This window comes from Streptomyces sp. MBT65 (assembly GCF_016612545.1).
Classification (GTDB): Bacteria; Actinomycetota; Actinomycetes; order Streptomycetales; family Streptomycetaceae; genus Streptomyces.
In genome coordinates this window covers 1-18096 of record NZ_JAENRY010000135.1, presented here as the reverse complement: position 1 = coordinate 18096, position 18096 = coordinate 1, and the positions used below count along the sequence as shown (strand labels likewise).

Here is an 18096-nt window from a genome sequence, read left to right as displayed (position 1 = left end):
CCCTCGCCGTTTGTGAGGGCCCACGCCCTTGGGCTAGTTGGCCAGGGTTGACTTGTGGAGGGCTTGTACCAGGCGGGTGTTCTCGGGGGCCGCTCCGCCGGGGTAGGCGAAGCGGCGCCTGGTGTAGCCGTAGGCCAGGCCGCTGCGGGGGTCGGCGAAGGCCTGGGAGCCTGCCGCGCCGCTGTGGCCGATGGTGCCGGCGCCCAGGAAGGGGTACCAGGCGGCCGCCGTTGCCTGGAAACCCAGGCCGTACGCCTTGTGGGTGTCGGCCACCACGTCGTAGCCGACCGAGTGGAGTTGGCCGAACTCCGCCACCGTGTCCGGCTTGAGCAAGGGTGCCCGGTCCTCGACCACGCTGATCGTCGCCGCGTAGAGGGCGGCCAGACCGCGTGCCGACGCCACTCCACCGAACGACGCCGGGCCCTTCGCGCGGATCGCCCGCTCGTTCGGCAGTGACATCAAGTCGGTCGGTTGGGCCGCGTGTTCGTTGTACGCGATCGCGGAGAGGCTGTGCGGGGCGGGTGGTTCCGCGGCTTGCTCCGTCTGCTGCTCCGGGGTGAGCAACCAAGGCTGGACGGTGCGGAACCGGGGTTCGTGTGCTGCCGGGAGGCCGAGGTAGAAGTCCAGGCCGTACGGTGCGCGCACTCTCTCCTCGTACACGTCCTGGAGCGAACGGCCCGTGGCCCGCCGTACGATCTCGCCGGTCAACGCGCCGATCACCAGGGCGTGATAGCCGAAGGCCGTGCCAGGGCGCCAGAACGGGCGCTGGTCGGCGAGGCGTTCGGCCACCGCGCGGTCGTCGGCCAGCTCGTCGGAGGTGAAACCGGTGTCCGTGCCGACGAGGCCCGCGCGGTGCGCGAGCAACTCGCGTAGAGTCAGCGCGCCTTTGCCCTCGGACGCGAACTCCGGCCAGTAGTAGGTCACTTTGCGGTCCAGCTCCAGCGTGCCGTCCTGCACGAGCAGCGCCACCACCAGGTGCGCGGCGCCCTTCGTGGACGAGAACACGCCATACAGGGAGTCGCCGTCGCCGTCGTCGCCAGGTGGTGCGGCCCACAGGTCGACGACCCTTCGGCCATGTACGTATGCACACAACTGGCCCTCGTAGTCCGTGCGTTCCCTCGCCACGAACGCGGCGAACTCCTCCCGCACCGGCTCGAAGCCGTCGGCTACGGTGCCGTGGATCTCCTGGGTCATCTGCTCTCCTCCACTGATCCGCTGCTCGCGTGTGCCGTCACGTGTGTGTGCCATGGTGAACAACGCCTGTCCGACCTGCGGGAGTTCCCCCGTCGGGGGTCGCCCCGCCGCATCGGCCCCAATGGTGTGGGCGCGGGGACATTCGGTGGCCGGGAGGCTGGAGCAGGAGTGGACCGGCGCCGGTGGTCAGGGCGACGCCGGTGATCAGAACGGGTCTCGGGGGGACGGCTCTGGCAATGGTGCGCACGCGTACCTCCTCTTTGGTTCCAGAGATCGGTACGGCGAGCCGCACCTGTTCGACTCAACGGTGAACAGGAAGTTGTCGGTGCGCCGATGCCCCGGATGGCGCATTCGCGGGGCGGCGGAAGGGGCATGCTGAGCACAGGGCACTACTGCGCACGACCGCGCACGGCGAGGAGTTCCCATGGCAACGATCCCTTCGCTCCCCAGCAGGGACGAGATGCTGCGCATGGCGCGCAGCACCACCGACATCACCGGCCAACTCCTGGACACGGCCGGGAACATCACCAGGATCGCGATCAACACCCTTGATCCACGCGACGGTTCGGGGGCGGAGGCGCTGCGGGTGCTGCGCGAGACCACCGCCGAACTGGCCGAGGCGAGCGCGTCGCCGCAGGCCCAGGAGGCGTTCTACCGCATCGTCGACACCCTGACCCGGCTCGGCACGACCGGCGCGCCGCTGGCCGTGCATCCGGTGAGCGCACCGGCGCAGGCGCTCCTGACCGTCCTCGGCGACAGCCTGCTGCCCGTGCTGGACGCGGTGGAACCGGCGGTCGAGGAATTCGCCGCGGCGCTCGGCGACTTGATCGAGGCGGCGGCCCCGCTGCTGCCCGCGGCGGCGGGCGTCGTCGCGGGCACGGTGCTCGCCCTCACCCCGCTGATCCGGGCGCTCGCCGACGCCCTGGCCGACGCGTCGCCCGAACTCCGGCGTATCGCCGAGGCGTTGACGGCCGCGCTGGCTCCGCTGCTGCCGTTCCAGGTGGCCCTCGCGCAACGGGCCGCGGTGGCGGGCGTGGGCGTCGTACGGGCCACCCTGCCGCCGCTCGCCGATCTCACGGAGGCCGCGGCGGCGACCACGAAGGCGGCCGGTCCGATGCTGGTCGCGGGCGAGGAACTCCTGGTCTCCGCCCTGGAATCCCTCCAGCCCGCCCTCCTCGCGGCGACCTCCCGCGCGGGCCGGGTGGCCCGGGCGACCGCGGTACGGGTGACGGCGGCGGTGGCGCCGGCGGCGGACCGGGGGGTCGTGGTGGCCGTGTCCACCGCGAGCGTCTGAGTGCCGTGTCGAACACGGGTCCGTGACGGGTGTCGACCCTGCGTGAGGCGCACCGTATGGTTTGCCCCATGCGTGATCTTGGGACGGGATTCGGCTATCTCCTGAAGGGCCAGCGCTGGATGGCCCGGCACGGGCGCCAGTACGGCTTCGGGCTGATTCCCGGACTGATCACGCTGGTGCTGTACGTGGCGGTGCTGGTGGCACTGGCCATGTGGGGCGGTGACTTCGTCAGCTGGGCGACGCCCTTCGCGGACGACTGGTCGAGCCCGTGGCAGGGGCTGTTCCGCGGCTTCCTCACGGCGGTCCTGTTCGTGTTGGCCCTGCTGCTCTCGGTGTTGACCTTCACCGCCGTCACGCTGCTGATAGGGCAGCCCTTCTACGAGACCCTCTCCGAGAAGGTCGACCGGGACGTCTCCCCGGACGGCACGGCCCCCGAATCGGGCCTCCCCCTCTGGCGCGAACTGTGGATCTCGGCCCGCGACAGCCTCCGCATCCTGGTCCGCGCACTGCTGTGGGGCGTCCTCCTCTTCGCCCTGGGCTTCCTCCCGTTCATCGGCCAGACGGTCATCCCGGTGATCGGCTTCTTCGTCACGGGCTTCTTCCTCACCGAGGAGCTGACAGCCGTGGCCCTCCAGCGCCGAGGCATCGACCTCCGCGCCCGCCTCACCCTCCTCCGCTCCCGCAAGACCCTCATCTGGGGCTTCGGCACCCCCCTCGGCCTCTCCTTCCTGATCCCGTTCGTCGCGGTGTTCCTGATGCCGGGGGCGGTGGCGGGGGCGACGATGATGGCGCGGGACCTGTTGGGGGAGGAGACCGAGAGGGAGCTTCAAGAGGGTGAGGACCCCAGCCCGTCCGGCGTTTGAGGACGAGGCCGTTCAGGCCGAAGCGGGGTCTGGGGGCGCAGCCCCCAGGGACGCCCGCGTCGACACCGCGCTCCTACGAACCCGCAGAGCCACTCGCCGCATCCATCGCTACCGTCACCATCGCCCTGACCTGCGCGATGATGTCCACCCTGTTCCGTATGAACTCCGGATCGGTGATCGTGCCCGTCGCCGGGTCCGTGTTGCCGGTCCCGAACTGCAGTACCGGCGTGTGGATATGACCGCCGGGCAGTGAGTCGTGCAGACCGAGCCGGTCGCGCAGCAGCGTGGCGCGGTAGGCGATCTCGTTGGAGAGGTAGTTGCCGCCGCCCCCGGCCCGGGCCGTGGACCCCTCGGTCGGCCCGTCCGGCCGTACGACGGGAGTGGTGCCGCCCGCCGGGATCTCCGTCACGTCGGTGTGGTCGTAGACCGGGAAACGCCCGGTGGTGGCGGCCACAATCGCCGCGTACGGCAAGGTCGTCGACGTCCACTGGGGCTGCGAGGCCGGGTCGGCGACGGGGATCGTCTCCGTCCGCGACACCGTGTCGTTGTCCGGATATCCGCCCCGCCAGGCCCCGTTGGTCCGCTCGACGTCGAACCGGCCGACCCGTCCCTGGCTCACGGTCGTGAACAGGTCCACCTTCGGCAGATACGGCCGCAGCGTCCGCTCCACGGTCCCTCCCCCAGTGCGAAAAGCCTGGGAGGTGCCCCCAGCGAAGTCGGCCCAGCGCACCGGGAACAGGGCCGTCTCGATCCGCGCCGGACCGTCCGCGGTCTGGATCACCGTGCCGTCGAGGGCGAGCGCGGTGGCCCCGGACGGATTGGAGATCCTGATGTCCTGGTCCAGCGTGAACGGGTCGAATCCGGTCACCAGGATCCGCTTGATCCCCTTCCTCTGCGGATACCGGATGCTGCTCTGCCCACGCGAGGTCCGCTCCAACTCGGACAGCAGCGCGGCCCGTTGACAGTCCGTGACCCCGAACTCGGGCTCCCAGCCCCGCACTTCCCGAGTCATCCCCAACCGCGCCCAGTACAACGGCCGATCGTCGTCCCGACTCAGATCCCCACCGACCGGCCCCCGCCCCTGCGCCCGGTCGACCGCCCGCCGCCACAACGCGGTCCCTTCGCGTACGACGACCCGGCGGGCCTGCGCGTAACTGCGCGCGGCCGCCAGCGCCCGGCCGAACTCCGGTGCCACGACGTCGAATCCGGACCGCTTGAGAATCTCCTGCGGAACGGCCTTGCCGAGCCGCTGCTCCTCGACGGTCGGCGTGGCGGCGGAGGCACTGGTCGCCGCGGCGGTGGTCGCGGGGGTCGAGAGCCCCGCCAGCAGAGTGAGTCCGAGGAGACCGATGCGAACACGTATGGATTTCAAGGCAGTTGGGACCTTCCGTCGCTGTGGGGAGCGTGACTGGCGGGTACCGGACGGCCGCAGTATCGCTCGACGGCCGGGAGATACGCCATCGTCCGTACGGCAGCACGGCCAGGTGGTGCGTGAGCCGCCGGGGACGGAGTGACCCCCCGCGGGTGATACTGCCGCCCATGACGGCAATGAAGACAGCGAAGGCAGCGAACCTCGGCGTTCTCTTCGCCATCGAGCTCGGCGTCCTCGTGGCCGTCGGCTACTGGGGGTTCACGCGGGATCTCGCCACGCCGCTGACCTGGCTGCTCGGGCTCGGTGGGCCCGCCGTGCTCGCCGTGCTGTGGGGGGTGTGCGGTTCGCCGAAGGCCAAGTGCAAGGTGCGGGGTGCCGGCCGGGTCGGGTTCGAGGTGGTGTGGTTCGGCGCCGGGGTCGTCGCGCTGGGGTTCGCCGGGGCCTACGACTGGGCCCTCGTCCTCGCCCTCGTGTGCGCGGTGAGCAAGACGCTCGCCGTCGTCTGGCGGCAGTAGCGGTAGCAGTGACGGGCCATCGGCTGACCCCAGTTGTGTGAGGTGAATCACCGCAGCGCTGTCCGCGCCGCGGACAGGGACGGGTGTGGAGAATTCACTGCGCGCCCGTGTGCGGGACGGCGACCCGGACGCGTTCCGGCACCTTTTCGACGAGCATGCCTCGGTGGTCCACCGGCATGCCGTGCGGATGACCGGCAACTGGGTCCTCGCCGACGACATCGTGTCGCTGACCTTCCTGGAGGCGTGGCGGCTGCGTGAGCGGGTGCTGCCGGGGGAGGACGGTCTGCGGCCGTGGCTGCTGGGGATCGCGACGAATGTCGCCCGCAACACGGCGCGGGCCGCGCGAAGACATCAGGCCGCGCTCTCCAGGATTCCGCCTCCCGACCCGGTGCCGGATTTCGCCGACGAGGTGACCCAGCGCCTCGCCGACAACGCGGAACTGGCCGCCGCGCAGCGGGCGTTGAGTCTGATGCGGCGCGGCGAGCGCGAGGTGTTCACGCTGTGCGTGTGGGAGGGGCTGGACGCCGCCACGGCCGCCGAGGCCCTGGGGGTCGCCGTCGGCACCGTACGCTCCCGCCTCTCGCGTGCGCGCAAACGCCTGCGCAAGCTCACCGAGCGCGAACTCGAACGCGAACTCAAAGAGGGAACGCAACGCCCGGTCGCGGTCGGACAGTCACCGGGTAGCCGCCACCAGGCGGCTCGGTCCACCCACACGTCCACGCAGGAGAAGCGATGAACACCGACCCCCAGGAACTGGCCGAGTTGCTGCCCGCCCCGGGCCGTCCGGTGCTCTCGCGGGACCGCCACCGCGTACTGAGGGAACACCTGATGCAGCACATCACCCACGAGCACGAGACCGCCCACGAGCAGTCCGTCACGACGACCACCGCACCCGGGCGTCCCACGCGCCGACGCCTCGTTCTCGTCGCCGCGCCGCTCGCCCTCGCCGCCGTCGTCGGCCTGGGCGTGGTCGCGGTCGGCAACGGACCGGACGGCAAGCACGGCACTTCCGCCGCCGCCGACCAGCAGAAGGCCACGAAGCTGCTGGACCGCATCGCCCTGGCCGCGGCCTCCCGGCCGGTCGTCACGGCCCGCGGCGACCAGTTCATCTACACCAAGTCCCAGGGATCCGCCGCCGAGTTGGGCGTCGACTTCCGTACCCCCGAAGAGCTCGCGAAGAACAAGGGGCCCAGCCCGGTGAAGGCGTACCCGGGAGCCGTCCGGCAGGAGCAGTGGGACTCCGTGGACGGGAAGGCGGACGGGCTGCGCACGGGCGCCGCGCTCGCCGACCCCGCCAAGAAGATGACCATGACCATGAGCGGTGCCGGATACCTCACCTTCCAGCAGCTCCAGGCCCTGCCCACCGACCCCGACGCCCTGCTGAAGAAGCTCACCGCCGACACCGGCGACGTAAAGCCCGCCCGCCGTACGGAAGTCGTCGTCGAGAACCTCGGCGCCATCATCGACGACGCCACCCTGCTGCCCGACCTCAGCGCCGCGATCTACCGCGCCCTGGCCCAACTCCCGGGCGTACGCGTCGTGGACCACGTCAAGGACGCCGCCGGACGCGACGGCGTCGGCCTCACCTTCACCGGCGCCCCGAAGAACTACGCCTGGGTCTTCGACGCGTCGAGCCTCAACTACCTCGGCACAACCGACGCCGCCCTCCTCGGAGTTGGCGTCGCGGACAAGTCGGGTGAGGTGCCGAACAGCGCATCCTGACCGAACCGGCCGGAGGGGCGTCCGCTACAGCGGGCGCCCCTTCTCACACGTCAGGGCCGGCAGCTCCGCACCCTTCGAGAACCTCACGAACCCGAACCCGAGCCCTCGCCCAACAACGCCAGGAAGTCCCGGAACGCCCCCGGCATGTCCACCGACTCCGGATCCAGCAGCCACTGGTACTGCAACCCGTCCATCACCGCGACCAGCAGCGGAGCCGCCCGCTCCGGCGTCAGCCCGCTCGGCAGCCGGTCGCCGTACTCGGCGCGCAGCACCCCCGCCATGTTCGCCCGCACCCGGGCGTACCGCTCGGTGAAGTAGCCCCGCGCCGGATGCCCCTCCGTGACGCTCTCGCCGAGGAGCGCGGAGAAGGTCTGGATGATCGCGGGCCGCATCGCGTTGTACTCGACCAGCGAGGCCAGCAGATCGACCCGCCACCCGCTGTTCGGCACGGCGTCCCACTGGTCCCGCTCCTCCAGGACGGCGACGAGCAGCGCGTCCTTCGTCGGGAAGTAGTGCAGCAGGCCCTGCTGGGTCAGCCCGACCCGCTCGGCCACCGCCGCCAGGCTCGCGCCCCGGTAGCCGCGCTCGGCGATCACCTCCAGCGCCGCCCGCACGATCTCGGCGCGCCGCTCCTCGCGCCGGGTCCTCGCGTTCGTGGCGTCCATGGCGTCACCGTACGACACCCCGCGACAGTTCACATAACAGCAAGGTTACGAAACCTACCGCTTCACAGGCGATCGATGCACGATGGAGGCGCGCACCACCTGGAGGCACCACACGGACTCAACGAGGAGGCATCGCGATGGCGGGACCCTGTGAAGCGGTCGTCGAGGCGGCACTCGGCAGGCTCGACCTGGACGCCAAGGCGCGGCTGCTCGCCGGTCAGGACATGTGGTCGCTGCCCGCGCTCCCGGAGATCGGCCTGCGGTCGCTCGTCATGTCCGACGGTCCGATCGGCGTCCGGGGTGCGCGCTGGACCGCCGACGACCCGTCCGTCGCCCTGCCGTCCCCCACCGCCCTCGCCGCCACCTGGGACCCCGAACTCGCCCACCGTGCGGGCACGTTGCTCGCCCAGGAGGCCCGCCGCAAGGGCGTCCACGTGCTCCTCGCCCCGACCGTCAACCTGCACCGCTCCCCGCTCGGCGGACGGCACTTCGAGGCGTACAGCGAGGACCCCTGTCTCACCGGACGGATCGGCGCGGGATACGTGACGGGCGTACAGGAAGGGGGAGTCGGCACCACGGTCAAGCACTTCGTCGCCAACGACGCCGAGACCGACCGCTTCACCGTCGACAACCTCATCTCCGAACGCGCCCTGCGCGAGCTGTACTTGGCCCCCTTCGAACTCATCGTCGAACAGGCCCGCCCCTGGGGCGTCATGACCGCCTACAACACGGTCAACGGCACCACGATGACCGAGCACCGCCTCCTCGTGAACGAGATCCTGCGCGGCGAATGGGGCTTCGACGGCTTCAACGTCTCCGACTGGACCGCCGCCCGCTCCACCGTCGGCGCCATCGAGGGCGGCCTCGACGTCGCCATGCCCGGCCCGAAGACCGTCTACGGCGAGGCCCTCGCCCGGGCCGTGCGCGCGGGCGAGGTCGCCGAGGCCACCGTCGACGCCGCCGTACGGAACGTGCTGCGGCTCGCCGCCCGCGTCGGCATCCTGGACGGCGCCGAACCCGTCGTGGCGCAGGACCGACTCCCGGCCCCCGTCGACGGCGAGGCGCTCGCCCGCGAGATCGCCCGCCGCTCCTTCGTCCTCGTACGGAACGAGAACAACGCCCTTCCGCTGAGGCCGAACGGCACCGTCGCACTCATCGGCGCCGCCGCCCGCGACGCCCGTGTCCTCGGCGGCGGCTCCGCCATCGTCTTCCCGCCCCACGTCGTCTCCCCGCTCGACGGCCTCACCGCCGCCCTCCCCGACGGCACCCTGACCTACGCCGTCGGCGCCGACCCGAACACCGAACTCGCCGCCGCCGACAAGGGGTTCGAGCTGCGCGCGATCTGCCGGGACGCCGAGGGCGCCGTCATCGGCAGCGCCTCCGTACCCAGCGGACAGCTCCGGTGGATGGACGCGGACCTCCCCGAGGGCGTCACCCACGACACCCTCCGCACCGTCGAACTCGCCGGCACCTTCACCCCGCGCGACACCGGCCACCACACCTTCGGCATCAAGGGACTTGGCGCCTTCACCCTCACCGTCGGCGGCACGACGTACTACGACGACGTCCAACGCCCGGTCAAGGACGACCCGTTCAGCTCCTTCTTCGGCGCCCCCGAACCCCGCGCCCGCGTCGAACTCACCGCCGGCACCCCGGTCGAGGTGTCCCTGACCTACGTCGTGAACTTCTCCGAGAACGGCGACCTCAAGGTCATCGGCTTCACACTCGTCCACCAGGAACCGCAGCGCGACCCCGACGAACTCATCGCCGAAGCGGTCCAGTCGGCCCGTACGGCCGACACCGCCGTCGTCGTGGTCGCCACCACCGAGCGCGTCGAGTCGGAGGGCTACGACCGCAAAGACCTCCGACTCCCCGGCCGCCAGGACGACTTGGTGCACGCCGTCGCCGCCGCCAACCCGAACACCGTCGTGATCGTCAACTCCGGCTCGCCGGTCGAACTGCCGTGGCGCGACGAGGTCGCGGCCGTCCTGCTGAGCTGGTTCCCCGGCCAGGAGGGCGGCGCCGCCCTCGCCGACGTCCTCACCGGCGCCCAGGAACCCGGCGGCCGGCTCCCCACCACCTGGGGCTCCCTCACCGACGCCCCGGTCACCCAGGTCGTCCCCGAGAACGGCGAACTCCCGTACACCGAGGGCGTGTTCATCGGCTACCGCGCCTGGGAGAAGGAGGGCCGCAGCCCGTCGTACCCCTTCGGGCACGGCCTCGGCTACACGGACTGGACCTACGACGAGATCAAGGCGGATGGTTCGTTCGTCACCGTCCGTGTCACCAACTCCGGTGCCCGGCACGGTCGTGAGGTCGTCCAGGTCTATCTCGCCCCGACCGAGCTCGACCCGGAGCGTCCGGCCCGCTGGCTGGCCGGATTCGCCGGGGTCGAGGCCGGACCCGGCGAGAGCGTCGACGTGCTCGTCGAACTTCCGCGCCGATCTTTCGAGATGTGGGATGAGACGGCGAACGCGTGGGCATTTGTAAAGGGTTCGTACGAGATCCAGGCCGGGCGCTCGATCACCGACCGCAGGGTCTCGACGACGATTAACGTCTGATCCGGGATGCCGTCCCCCTCAGACAGCCCCGGTCCGGGACCTGACCCCTGGACCGGGGCTCATTCATGCCCGCGTCAGCACGATCGGCTCAGCGGGCCGAGAAGCCGTACACCGTCTCCGAGCGGTAGCTCGCGCCCGGGCGCAGCTCCGTGCTCGGGAACTCCGGGCGGTTCGGGGAGTCCGGGAAGTGCTGGGTCTCCAGGGCGATCCCGGCCCCCGGGCCGAACGGCTCGCCCAGATGCTCACCGGTGTAGAGCTGGATGCCGGGCTCGGTCGTCGCCACCGTCAGCACCCGCCCGGACGCCGGGTCGTACAGCTCGGCGATCTCGACCGGGGCCGGGGTCAGGCCCTTGTCGAGCACGAAGTTGTGGTCGTAGCCGGAGCCCACCTTCCGCGCCTCGCGGAAGTCGAAGCGCGTGCCCGTCACCTCGTCGAGCGTGCCGGTCGGGATCAGGTCGGCGTCGACGGGGGTGAACCGCGAGGCGGCGAGACGCAGTTCATGACCGCCCGGGCCGCCGGAGCTGCCCGCGCCGCTCAGGTCGAAGTAGCTGTGGTTGGTGAGGTTCACGACGGTCGGCGCGTCCGTCGTCGCCTCGTAGGCGATGTGCAGCGCGCCCGACGCGTCCAGCGTGTACGTCGCCGACACAACCAGCCGCCCCGGAAAACCCTCCTCGCCGTGCGCGCTGACCCGGCTCAGCCGCAGCCCGTGCTCGACCGGCTCGACGTCCCACACCCGCTTGTCGAAACCGCGCTCGCCGCCGTGCAGCGAGTTCGGTTCGTTGTTCCGCGCCAACGCGTACGTGACGCCCTCCAGCGGGAAACGGCCGCCCGCGATCCGGTTCGCGTACCGCCCCACCAGAGCGCCGAGATACGGCTCCGGGTGCGCGAGATAGCCGTCCAGATCCGCGAACCCGAGCACCACGTCCGCCGTGTGCCCCGCCCGGTCCGGCACCTCCACCGACTGCACGATCCCGCCGTACGACAGCACCCGCACCCGCACACCGGCCCGCTCCAGGGTCCAGCGGTGCACGGGCGTGCCGTCGGGAAGGGTGCCGAAAAGTTCGCTCATGAGGGAAACCCTAGGTCACGGGCGTGCGCGCGACGACGCGCCGGTAGGCGATCTCGGCGAGCCGGGCCTGGCCGTTCGTGCTCGGGTGGAACCAGTCCCAGTGGCTCAACTGGTCCGTGCCGAAGCGGTAGTCGTAGACCGCGCCGCCGTCGAAGCGGCACCGCTCGTCCGTCGCGCACACCTGCTCCAGCACCTTGTTGTACGCCTCGACCCGGTCCTGCACCGTGTCCCGCCGCTCGGTCGCCGCCGAGTCCAGGGCGTCCGCGTCGGCCAGCATCGAGGGGCAGATGCCCAGCTTCCAGATCTCCTTGCCCAGCGGGTTCGTCCGCCCCTGCGACCAGAGCCGCTTGAGGTTCGGCACGCTCGCGACGTAGACCTGCGTCTTCGGCAGTGCCCGGCGCAGTGTCCTCAGCGACTCCTCGAACCCGGTGCGGAAGTCGGCCACGGAGGTCATCGCCGAGGCCGAGGCCCGGCAGGCGTCGTTGGCGCCGACCATCACCGTGACCAACTGCGGCCTGCGGGCCGCCGCCTGAGTCATCTGCGCGGGCAGGTCGGCCATCCGCGCCCCGGTCTCCGCGTAGTTCCAACTGCGCTCCGCCGCGCCCGTCCTCCCCAGCAGCCGTACGGCGAGACTGTCGACCTCGGCCGAACTGCCCGTCGCCCAGGACACCTCCGGGCAGTCCGACAGGACCGTACAGGCGTCGAAACCGCGGGTGATGGAGTCGCCGACCGCCGCCACCGAGGACGGACTGGAGTCCCACAGCGGGGCGGGCTTCGCCTTGGCCGCCGTACCGCTCTTGCTGTGGGCGCCGGAGGACGCACCCCCGCCCCCGTCGCAGCCGGCCGCGCCCAGCACGGCCGCCGTGACGACGGCGAGCGCGGCCCGTGAACGAAGACGTCGGATTCGCATGTTGAGACCCATCCCCTCCATAACGGTCTCAACCCATAACAACGCGCCATGGTTCCCGCACCTGTGCGATGCAACGCCACACCCCCGTACAAGCGTCCCCATGGGTGAATGGCGGCGTTTCCTGGTGGCGGGACGGACGGTACGTCACACTCCGCGCGCCGCCGCACGGTAGCCTCGCCCTCAACGTGGCTGCCCTGCCGCCGCCGTTCGCCAGTCTGCAAGATGCCCCGCTCTGTCCGGAGGTCCCGGTGACGACACGTGGAGTTCTGTACGTGCACTCCGCGCCGCGCGCGCTGTGCCCGCACGTCGAGTGGGCCGTCGCCGGGGTGCTCGGCACACGCGTCAGCCTCGACTGGATCCGACAGCCCGCCGCGCCCGGAACATGGCGCTCCGAATTCTCCTGGCAGGCCGAGGTGGGCACCGCCTCCAAACTGGCGTCCGCGCTGCGCGGTTGGCACCTCCTCCGCTTCGAGGTCACCGCGGAGCCCTGCCCCACCGCCGAGGGCGAGCGCTACAGCTGCACCCCCGAACTCGGCATCTTCCACGCCGTCACCGGCATCCACGGCGACATCCTGATCCCGGAGGACCGCCTCCGCGCGGCCCTGACGAGGTCTCAACAGGGCGAGACCGACCTGGAGTCGGAGATCGCCAAGCTCCTGGGCAAGCCGTGGGACGACGAGCTGGAGCCGTTCCGATACGCGGGCGAGGGCGCGCCGGTGCGCTGGCTGCACCAGGTGGTCTGAGTTCCGGACCCGAGGACACGCGAAGGGCCCCCACCAGCCGGTGGGGGCCCTTCAGCGTCGTACGGACAATTCTCAGACCGTCCGGAACGCCAGCACCACGTTGTGCCCACCGAACCCGAACGAGTCGTTCAGGGCGGCGATACGGCCCTCGACCGGCAGCTTGCGGGCCTCGCCGCGGACGACGTCCGCGTTGGCCTCCGCCTCCGGGTCGAGGTTCTCGACGTTGATGGTCGGCGGGGCGATGCGGTTGTAGAGCGCGAGGACGGTCGCGACCGACTCGACGCCGCCCGCGCCACCCAGCAGGTGACCGGTCATCGACTTGGTCGCGGAGACCGCCATGTGGTCCGTGTCGTCGCCGAACACCTTGCGCAGCGCCTTCAGTTCGGCCACGTCACCCGCCGGCGTCGACGTCGCGTGCGCGTTCACGTGCACGATCTCCGCCGCGTCCAGATCGGTGTTGTCCATCAGGTTCCGCAGGGCCTGCGAGATGCCGCGCCCCTCCGGCTCCGGCTGCACGATGTCGTGGCCGTCGGCGGAGATGCCCTGCCCGACCGCCTCGGCGTACACCCGGGCACCGCGCTTCGCGGCGTGCTCGGCGGACTCCAGGACCAGGACACCGGCGCCCTCGCCGAGGACGAAGCCGTCGCGGGCGGTGTCGTAGGGACGCGAGGCGCCTTGCGGGTCGTCGTTGTTCTTGGACATCGCCATCATGTTGCCGAACGCGGCGATGGGCAGCGGGTGGATGGCCGCCTCCGTGCCACCCGCGACGACGACGTCGGCGCGGCCGGTGCGGATCATCTCGATGGCGTAGCCGATGGCCTCGGCGCCCGACGCGCAGGCGGAGACCGGCGTGTGCACACCCGCGCGGGCGCCGACGAGCAGCCCCACGTTGGCGGACGGGCCGTTCGGCATCAGCATGGGGACGGTGTGCGGGGAGACGCGGCGGACGCCCTTCTCCTTCAGCACGTCGTACTGGTCGAGCAGGGTCGTCACACCGCCGATGCCGGAGGCGATGACGGTGCCGAGCCGGTCGGGGTCGACGGAGGCGTCGTCACCGGCCTTGTCGGTGAAACCGGCGTCCGCCCAGGCCTCCTTGGCCGCGATCAGCGCGAACTGCGCCGAGCGGTCCAGCCGGCGGGCCTGCGGACGCGGGATGACCTCGGAGGGGTCCACGGCGGCCGGCGCGGCGATACGGACCGCCTGCTCGGCGGCCCACTCCTGCTCCAGGGGCTTCACACCGGACTTGCCGGCGATCAGACCCTCCCAGGTCGAGGCTGCGTCGCCACCCAGCGGTGTGGTTGCGCCGATACCGGTGACGACCACGGTGCGATTGGTCGGGCTCACGGGAATTCTCTCTCCAACGGTACGAGGATTAAGCGGCGCCACCGCCGGGTGGCGGGGCCATGCAGCCGGGCCTACGACGTGGCTCGGACCGGGTGGTCCGGGCCTACGAGGTGGCTCAGCCCTGGTTCTTGAGGATGTAGTCGGTCGCGTCGCCGACCGTCTTGAGGTTCTTGACGTCCTCGTCGGGGATCTTGACGTCGAAGCGCTCTTCGGCGGCGACGACGACCTCGACCATGGACAGCGAGTCGACGTCCAGGTCGTCGGTGAAGGACTTGTCCAGCTGGACGTCCTCAACCGGGATGCCGGCGATCTCGTTCACGATGTCGGCGAGACCGGCGACGATCTCTTCCTGAGTGGCGGCCATGTCAGGCGCTCCTTCTTTGTGATCCAGAGGGTGTGGCAGTGCTTCTCCGGCACCGGATCCGATGATGATCCGGCACGGAGTGCCTAGGGGAGGGTAACGACCGTCGCGGCGTACACAAGACCCGCCCCGAAGCCGATGACGAGCGCGGTGTCGCCGCTCTTCGCCTCGCCGGTCGCCAGAAGCCGCTCCATAGCGAGCGGAATCGAGGCGGCCGAGGTGTTGCCGGTGGTGCGTACGTCACGCGCGACCGTGACGTGCTCCGGCAGTTTCAGCGTCTTCACCATCGAGTCGATGATCCGCTCGTTGGCCTGGTGGGGAATGAAGACATCCAGGTCGTCCGGGGTGATCCCGGCCGCGTCCAGCGCCTGCTGGGCGACCTTCGCCATCTCGAACACGGCCCAGCGGAACACCGCCTGGCCCTCCTGCGTGATCGCAGGGAACTTGCCCGTGGAGTCGTACTCGGTCCACGGCACGGTCTGCTTGATGGTGTCGGACTTGTCGCCCTCCGAACCCCACACGGTCGGGCCGATGTGCGGCTCCGTCGAGGGGCCCACCACGACCGCGCCCGCGCCGTCACCGAACAGGAAGGCCGTCGCGCGGTCCTCCAGGTCGGTCAGGTCGGACAGCCGCTCCACGCCGATGACCAGCACGTACTCGGCGCTGCCCTCGACGACCATGCCCTTGGCGAGGGTCAGGCCGTAGCCGAAGCCCGCGCAGCCCGCCGAGATGTCGAACGCGGCGGCCTTGTTCGTGCCCAGCTTGTCCGCGATCTCCGTCGCGACGGCCGGGGTCTGCTTGAAGTGCGAGACCGTGGACACGATCACGCCGCCGATCTGCTCGACGGAGATGCCCGCGTCCGCGATCGCCTTGCCCGACGCCTCGATGGACATCGCGGCGACGGTCTCCTCGTCGTTCGCCCAGTGCCGGGTCTCGATGCCCGAACGGGAGCGGATCCACTCGTCCGACGAGTCGATCGTCTCCAGGATCACCTCGTTCGGCACCACCCGGACCGGACGGTAGCCGCCCACGCCGAGGATGCGCGCGTACGGTGCGCCCTTGCTCGGCTTGATCTTCGTCGACATTTCCTACGGCTCCTTCTTCAGGCGTTGGCGTGCTCGGCGATGAGCTCGCGGGCCGCGTCGAGGTCGTCGGGGGTCTTCAGGGCCAGCGTCTGCACGCCCGGCAGGGCGCGCTTGGCGAGGCCGGTCAGGGTGCCGCCGGGGCACACCTCCAGGAGCGCGGTGACGCCGAGCTCCTGGAAGGTCTCCATGCACAGGTCCCAGCGGACCGGGTTGGCGACCTGGCCGACCAGCCGCTCCAGCACCTCGGCACCGGTGGCGACGGCCTTGCCGTCCTTGTTCGAGACGTACGTGATCGTCGGGTCGGCCGGGGTCAGCTCCTGCGCGGCCTTGGCGAGCGTGTCGACCGCCGGGGCCATGTGCCGCGTGTGGAACGCGCCGGCCACCTTCAGCGCCACGACCCGCCGTACGCCCTCGGGCTTGTCGGCCTCCAGGGCGGCGAGCTGCTCCAGCGTGCCGGCGGCCACGATCTGGCCCGCGCCGTTCACGTTCGCCGGGGTCAGGCCCAGCTTCTCCAGGTGCGGGATCGTGATGTCCGGGTCGCCGCCGAGCAGCGCGGACATCCCGGTCGCGGTGATCGCGGCGGCCTCGGCCATCGCCAGACCACGCTTGCGTACGAGGGTCAGGGCGGCCGTGTCGTCCAGGACGCCCGCGAGGACGGCGGCGGTGATCTCGCCGACGCTGTGACCGGCGACCGCGCCCGGTGACACGTCACCGAGTGCCGCGGCGGAGACCAGTCCGGCGGCGACGAGGAGCGGCTGGGCGACCGCGGTGTCACGGATCTCGTCCGCGTCGGCGTCCGTGCCGTAGTGCACCAGATCGAGGTCGACGGCGGCCGAGAGGGCACGCAGACGGTCCTCGACACCGGGGAGGTCGAGCCAGGGAGTCAGGAAGCCGGGCGTCTGGGCGCCCTGGCCGGGAGCGACGAGTACGAGCACTCTCACACTCTCTCTTGGGGACGGGCACGGACGCCCGTGGGGACAGGGACGAAGAACGGGAAGGGGTTTTGTGGAGCCCCGACAAAAGGCTAGTTCTGGGGATCTCCATCGGCCAGACGCCCCAGGATCAGCGCGATCCGCAGCGTGAACGCGGACCGTACATCGGATGGCGACCAGCCGGTGACGTCAGTCACACGTCGAAGCCGGTAGCGCACGGTGTTGGGATGCACGAACAGCATCCGCGCGGCACCTTCGAGGCTACTCGCCTGCTCCAGATAGACACTGAGTGTCTCCAGGAGCGCGGACCCGGCCTCCTCAAGCGGTCTGTAGATCTCCTCCACCAACTGGTCCCGCGCGCCCGGGTCACCGGCCATCGCGCGTTCCGGAAGGAGGTCGTCCGCCAGTACCGGGCGCGGGGCGTCCTGCCAGGCGGAGCACGCCTTGAGCCCGGCGGCGGCGGCCTGCGCGGACCGGGTGGCGGCCAGCAGGTCGGGCACGATCGGCCCGGCGACCACGGGTCCGGCCGCATAAGGGCCGATCAGCGACTTGGCGACGGCGAGGGGGTTGTCGTTGCCACCGGCGATGACGACGAGCCGGTCGCCGAGCACCCCGGTCAGCACCTGGAGCTTGGCGTGGCGGGCGGCCCGTCGGATCGCCTCGACGGTCAGTTCACTGTCGCCGTCCGGCGCGGTCCCCAGCACCACGCACACATGCTCGGGCGAACTCCACCCCAGGGCCGCGGCCCGGCTTACCGCCCCCTCGTCCGCCTCACCGCTCAGTACGGCGTTCACGACGAGCGACTCCAGCCGGGCGTCCCACGCGCCCCGCGCCTCGGCGGCCTGCGCGTACACCTGGGCGGTCGCGAACGCGATCTCCCGGGCGTACACGAGCAGGGCCTCGCGCAGCACGGACTCGTCACCCGGGGCGGCCACCTCGTCGATGGCGGACTCCATGACCTCGATGGTGGTGCGCACCATCTCGACGGTCTGGCGGAGCGTGATGGCCCGGGTCAGTTCGCGGGGCGCGGTCCCGAACACGTCGGTGGAGATGGCCTGCGGGGCGTCCGGATGCCGGAACCACTCGGTGAAGGCGGCGATACCGGCCTGTGCGACCAGTCCGATCCAGGAACGGTTCTCCGGTGGCATCGCCCGGTACCACGACAGCGTCTCGTCCATGCGCGCGATGGCCTGGGCGGCGAGACTCCCGGACGACTGCTCCAGCCGCTTCAGAGTCGCCGGGTGCGAGTGGGCGCGGGGCGCGGGGCCTGCGGGTCTGCTGGTTTCGGGTTCGGGCACGGGGACAAGACTGCCTTATCCGGGCGGGGGTGTGCGGTGCGGGTGGCTGCGCCGGGCCTTTGCGGCGTGGGGCGCGTGGCCGGCGTGGCCGGGGTTACGGCCGACGTCCCTGGGGGCTCCGCCCCCAGCCCCCCGGCCTTTGCCCACCCACCACCCGACTCGGTGGGT

At 71.1% G+C, this 18096-nt stretch carries 17 protein-coding genes; 7 read left to right on the top strand and 10 right to left on the bottom strand.

Annotated features, from left to right (window positions below):
• Nucleotides 1-33: 33 nt before the first annotated feature.
• Entirely contained in the window at nucleotides 34-1194 is a 1161-nt protein-coding gene (locus JHN63_RS28100) for a serine hydrolase domain-containing protein (protein ID WP_200685759.1), read from the bottom strand.
• Nucleotides 1195-1618: 424 nt separating this feature from the next.
• Between JHN63_RS28100 and JHN63_RS28095 the strand changes: the two genes are divergently transcribed.
• Together JHN63_RS28095 and JHN63_RS28090 are read left to right on the top strand one after the other, a co-directional pair.
• The gene (locus JHN63_RS28095; RefSeq protein WP_200685758.1) at nucleotides 1619-2488 is read left to right on the top strand and encodes a hypothetical protein; all 870 of its coding nucleotides are present in this window, start codon (nucleotides 1619-1621) and stop codon (nucleotides 2486-2488) included.
• A 68-nt stretch (nucleotides 2489-2556) separates the two neighbouring features.
• Nucleotides 2557-3351: an EI24 domain-containing protein gene (locus JHN63_RS28090; RefSeq protein ID WP_200685755.1), complete on the top strand. Its 795-nt coding sequence runs from the start codon at nucleotides 2557-2559 to the stop codon at nucleotides 3349-3351.
• 73 nt (nucleotides 3352-3424) lie between these two features.
• On the opposite strand, the gene JHN63_RS28085 is transcribed toward JHN63_RS28090, so the two are convergent.
• Nucleotides 3425-4723: a pyroglutamyl peptidase gene (locus tag JHN63_RS28085; protein ID WP_200685753.1), complete on the bottom strand. Its 1299-nt coding sequence runs from the start codon at nucleotides 4721-4723 to the stop codon at nucleotides 3425-3427.
• A gap of 167 nt (nucleotides 4724-4890) precedes the next feature.
• Between JHN63_RS28085 and JHN63_RS28080 the strand changes: the two genes are divergently transcribed.
• The 3 genes from JHN63_RS28080 (at nucleotide 4891) to JHN63_RS28070 (ending at nucleotide 6960) form a co-directional block, all read left to right on the top strand.
• Nucleotides 4891-5238, top strand: a complete 348-nt coding sequence (locus JHN63_RS28080) for a YrdB family protein (protein ID WP_307782001.1) — start codon at nucleotides 4891-4893, stop codon at nucleotides 5236-5238.
• Between the two features lie 85 nt (nucleotides 5239-5323).
• Nucleotides 5324-5974, top strand: coding sequence for an RNA polymerase sigma factor (locus JHN63_RS28075; protein WP_200685751.1), 651 nt, complete (start codon nucleotides 5324-5326; stop codon nucleotides 5972-5974).
• Nucleotides 5971-6960, top strand: a complete 990-nt coding sequence (locus tag JHN63_RS28070) for a CU044_5270 family protein (RefSeq protein ID WP_200685749.1) — start codon at nucleotides 5971-5973, stop codon at nucleotides 6958-6960. The genes JHN63_RS28075 and JHN63_RS28070 overlap by 4 nt, the downstream gene beginning before the upstream one ends.
• Nucleotides 6961-7043: 83 nt before the next feature.
• Here JHN63_RS28070 and JHN63_RS28065 read toward each other — a convergent pair whose 3' ends face one another.
• Nucleotides 7044-7643, bottom strand: coding sequence for a TetR/AcrR family transcriptional regulator (locus tag JHN63_RS28065; RefSeq protein ID WP_200685747.1), 600 nt, complete (start codon nucleotides 7641-7643; stop codon nucleotides 7044-7046).
• Between the two features lie 119 nt (nucleotides 7644-7762).
• Here JHN63_RS28065 and JHN63_RS28060 point away from each other — a divergent pair, with 119 nt between their 5' ends.
• Complete coding sequence (locus JHN63_RS28060; protein ID WP_200685745.1) at nucleotides 7763-10186, top strand: glycoside hydrolase family 3 C-terminal domain-containing protein; 2424 nt, start codon at nucleotides 7763-7765, stop codon at nucleotides 10184-10186.
• An 88-nt stretch (nucleotides 10187-10274) separates the two neighbouring features.
• Here the strand turns inward: JHN63_RS28060 and JHN63_RS28055 are convergent, their stop codons facing one another.
• Both JHN63_RS28055 and JHN63_RS28050 read right to left on the bottom strand, forming a co-directional pair.
• Nucleotides 10275-11255, bottom strand: coding sequence for an aldose epimerase family protein (locus tag JHN63_RS28055; RefSeq protein ID WP_200685742.1), 981 nt, complete (start codon nucleotides 11253-11255; stop codon nucleotides 10275-10277).
• Nucleotides 11256-11265: 10 nt separating this feature from the next.
• Nucleotides 11266-12165 carry an SGNH/GDSL hydrolase family protein gene (locus JHN63_RS28050; protein ID WP_200685741.1) on the bottom strand — a complete coding sequence of 300 codons (900 nt, stop codon included), beginning with the start codon at nucleotides 12163-12165 and terminating at the stop codon, nucleotides 11266-11268.
• A 248-nt stretch (nucleotides 12166-12413) separates the two neighbouring features.
• Between JHN63_RS28050 and JHN63_RS28045 the strand changes: the two genes are divergently transcribed.
• A complete protein-coding gene (locus JHN63_RS28045) occupies nucleotides 12414-12908 on the top strand; it encodes a DUF3145 domain-containing protein (RefSeq protein ID WP_200685739.1) in 495 nt (164 codons plus the stop codon).
• Between the two features lie 72 nt (nucleotides 12909-12980).
• Here the strand turns inward: JHN63_RS28045 and JHN63_RS28040 are convergent, their stop codons facing one another.
• From JHN63_RS28040 to fasR, 5 genes are all read right to left on the bottom strand, one after another.
• Complete coding sequence (locus JHN63_RS28040; protein WP_200685737.1) at nucleotides 12981-14252, bottom strand: beta-ketoacyl synthase; 1272 nt, start codon at nucleotides 14250-14252, stop codon at nucleotides 12981-12983.
• A gap of 115 nt (nucleotides 14253-14367) precedes the next feature.
• On the bottom strand, nucleotides 14368-14616 hold the full coding sequence (locus JHN63_RS28035; RefSeq protein WP_019067091.1) for an acyl carrier protein: 249 nt from the start codon (nucleotides 14614-14616) through the stop codon (nucleotides 14368-14370).
• Between the two features lie 83 nt (nucleotides 14617-14699).
• Nucleotides 14700-15698 carry a ketoacyl-ACP synthase III gene (locus JHN63_RS28030; RefSeq protein WP_200685735.1) on the bottom strand — a complete coding sequence of 333 codons (999 nt, stop codon included), beginning with the start codon at nucleotides 15696-15698 and terminating at the stop codon, nucleotides 14700-14702.
• Nucleotides 15699-15715: 17 nt separating this feature from the next.
• Complete coding sequence (locus JHN63_RS28025; RefSeq protein ID WP_200685733.1) at nucleotides 15716-16633, bottom strand: ACP S-malonyltransferase; 918 nt, start codon at nucleotides 16631-16633, stop codon at nucleotides 15716-15718.
• A gap of 89 nt (nucleotides 16634-16722) precedes the next feature.
• On the bottom strand, nucleotides 16723-17928 hold the full coding sequence (gene fasR, locus JHN63_RS28020) for a fatty acid biosynthesis transcriptional regulator FasR (RefSeq protein ID WP_200685731.1): 1206 nt from the start codon (nucleotides 17926-17928) through the stop codon (nucleotides 16723-16725).
• Nucleotides 17929-18096: the final 168 nt, after the last annotated feature.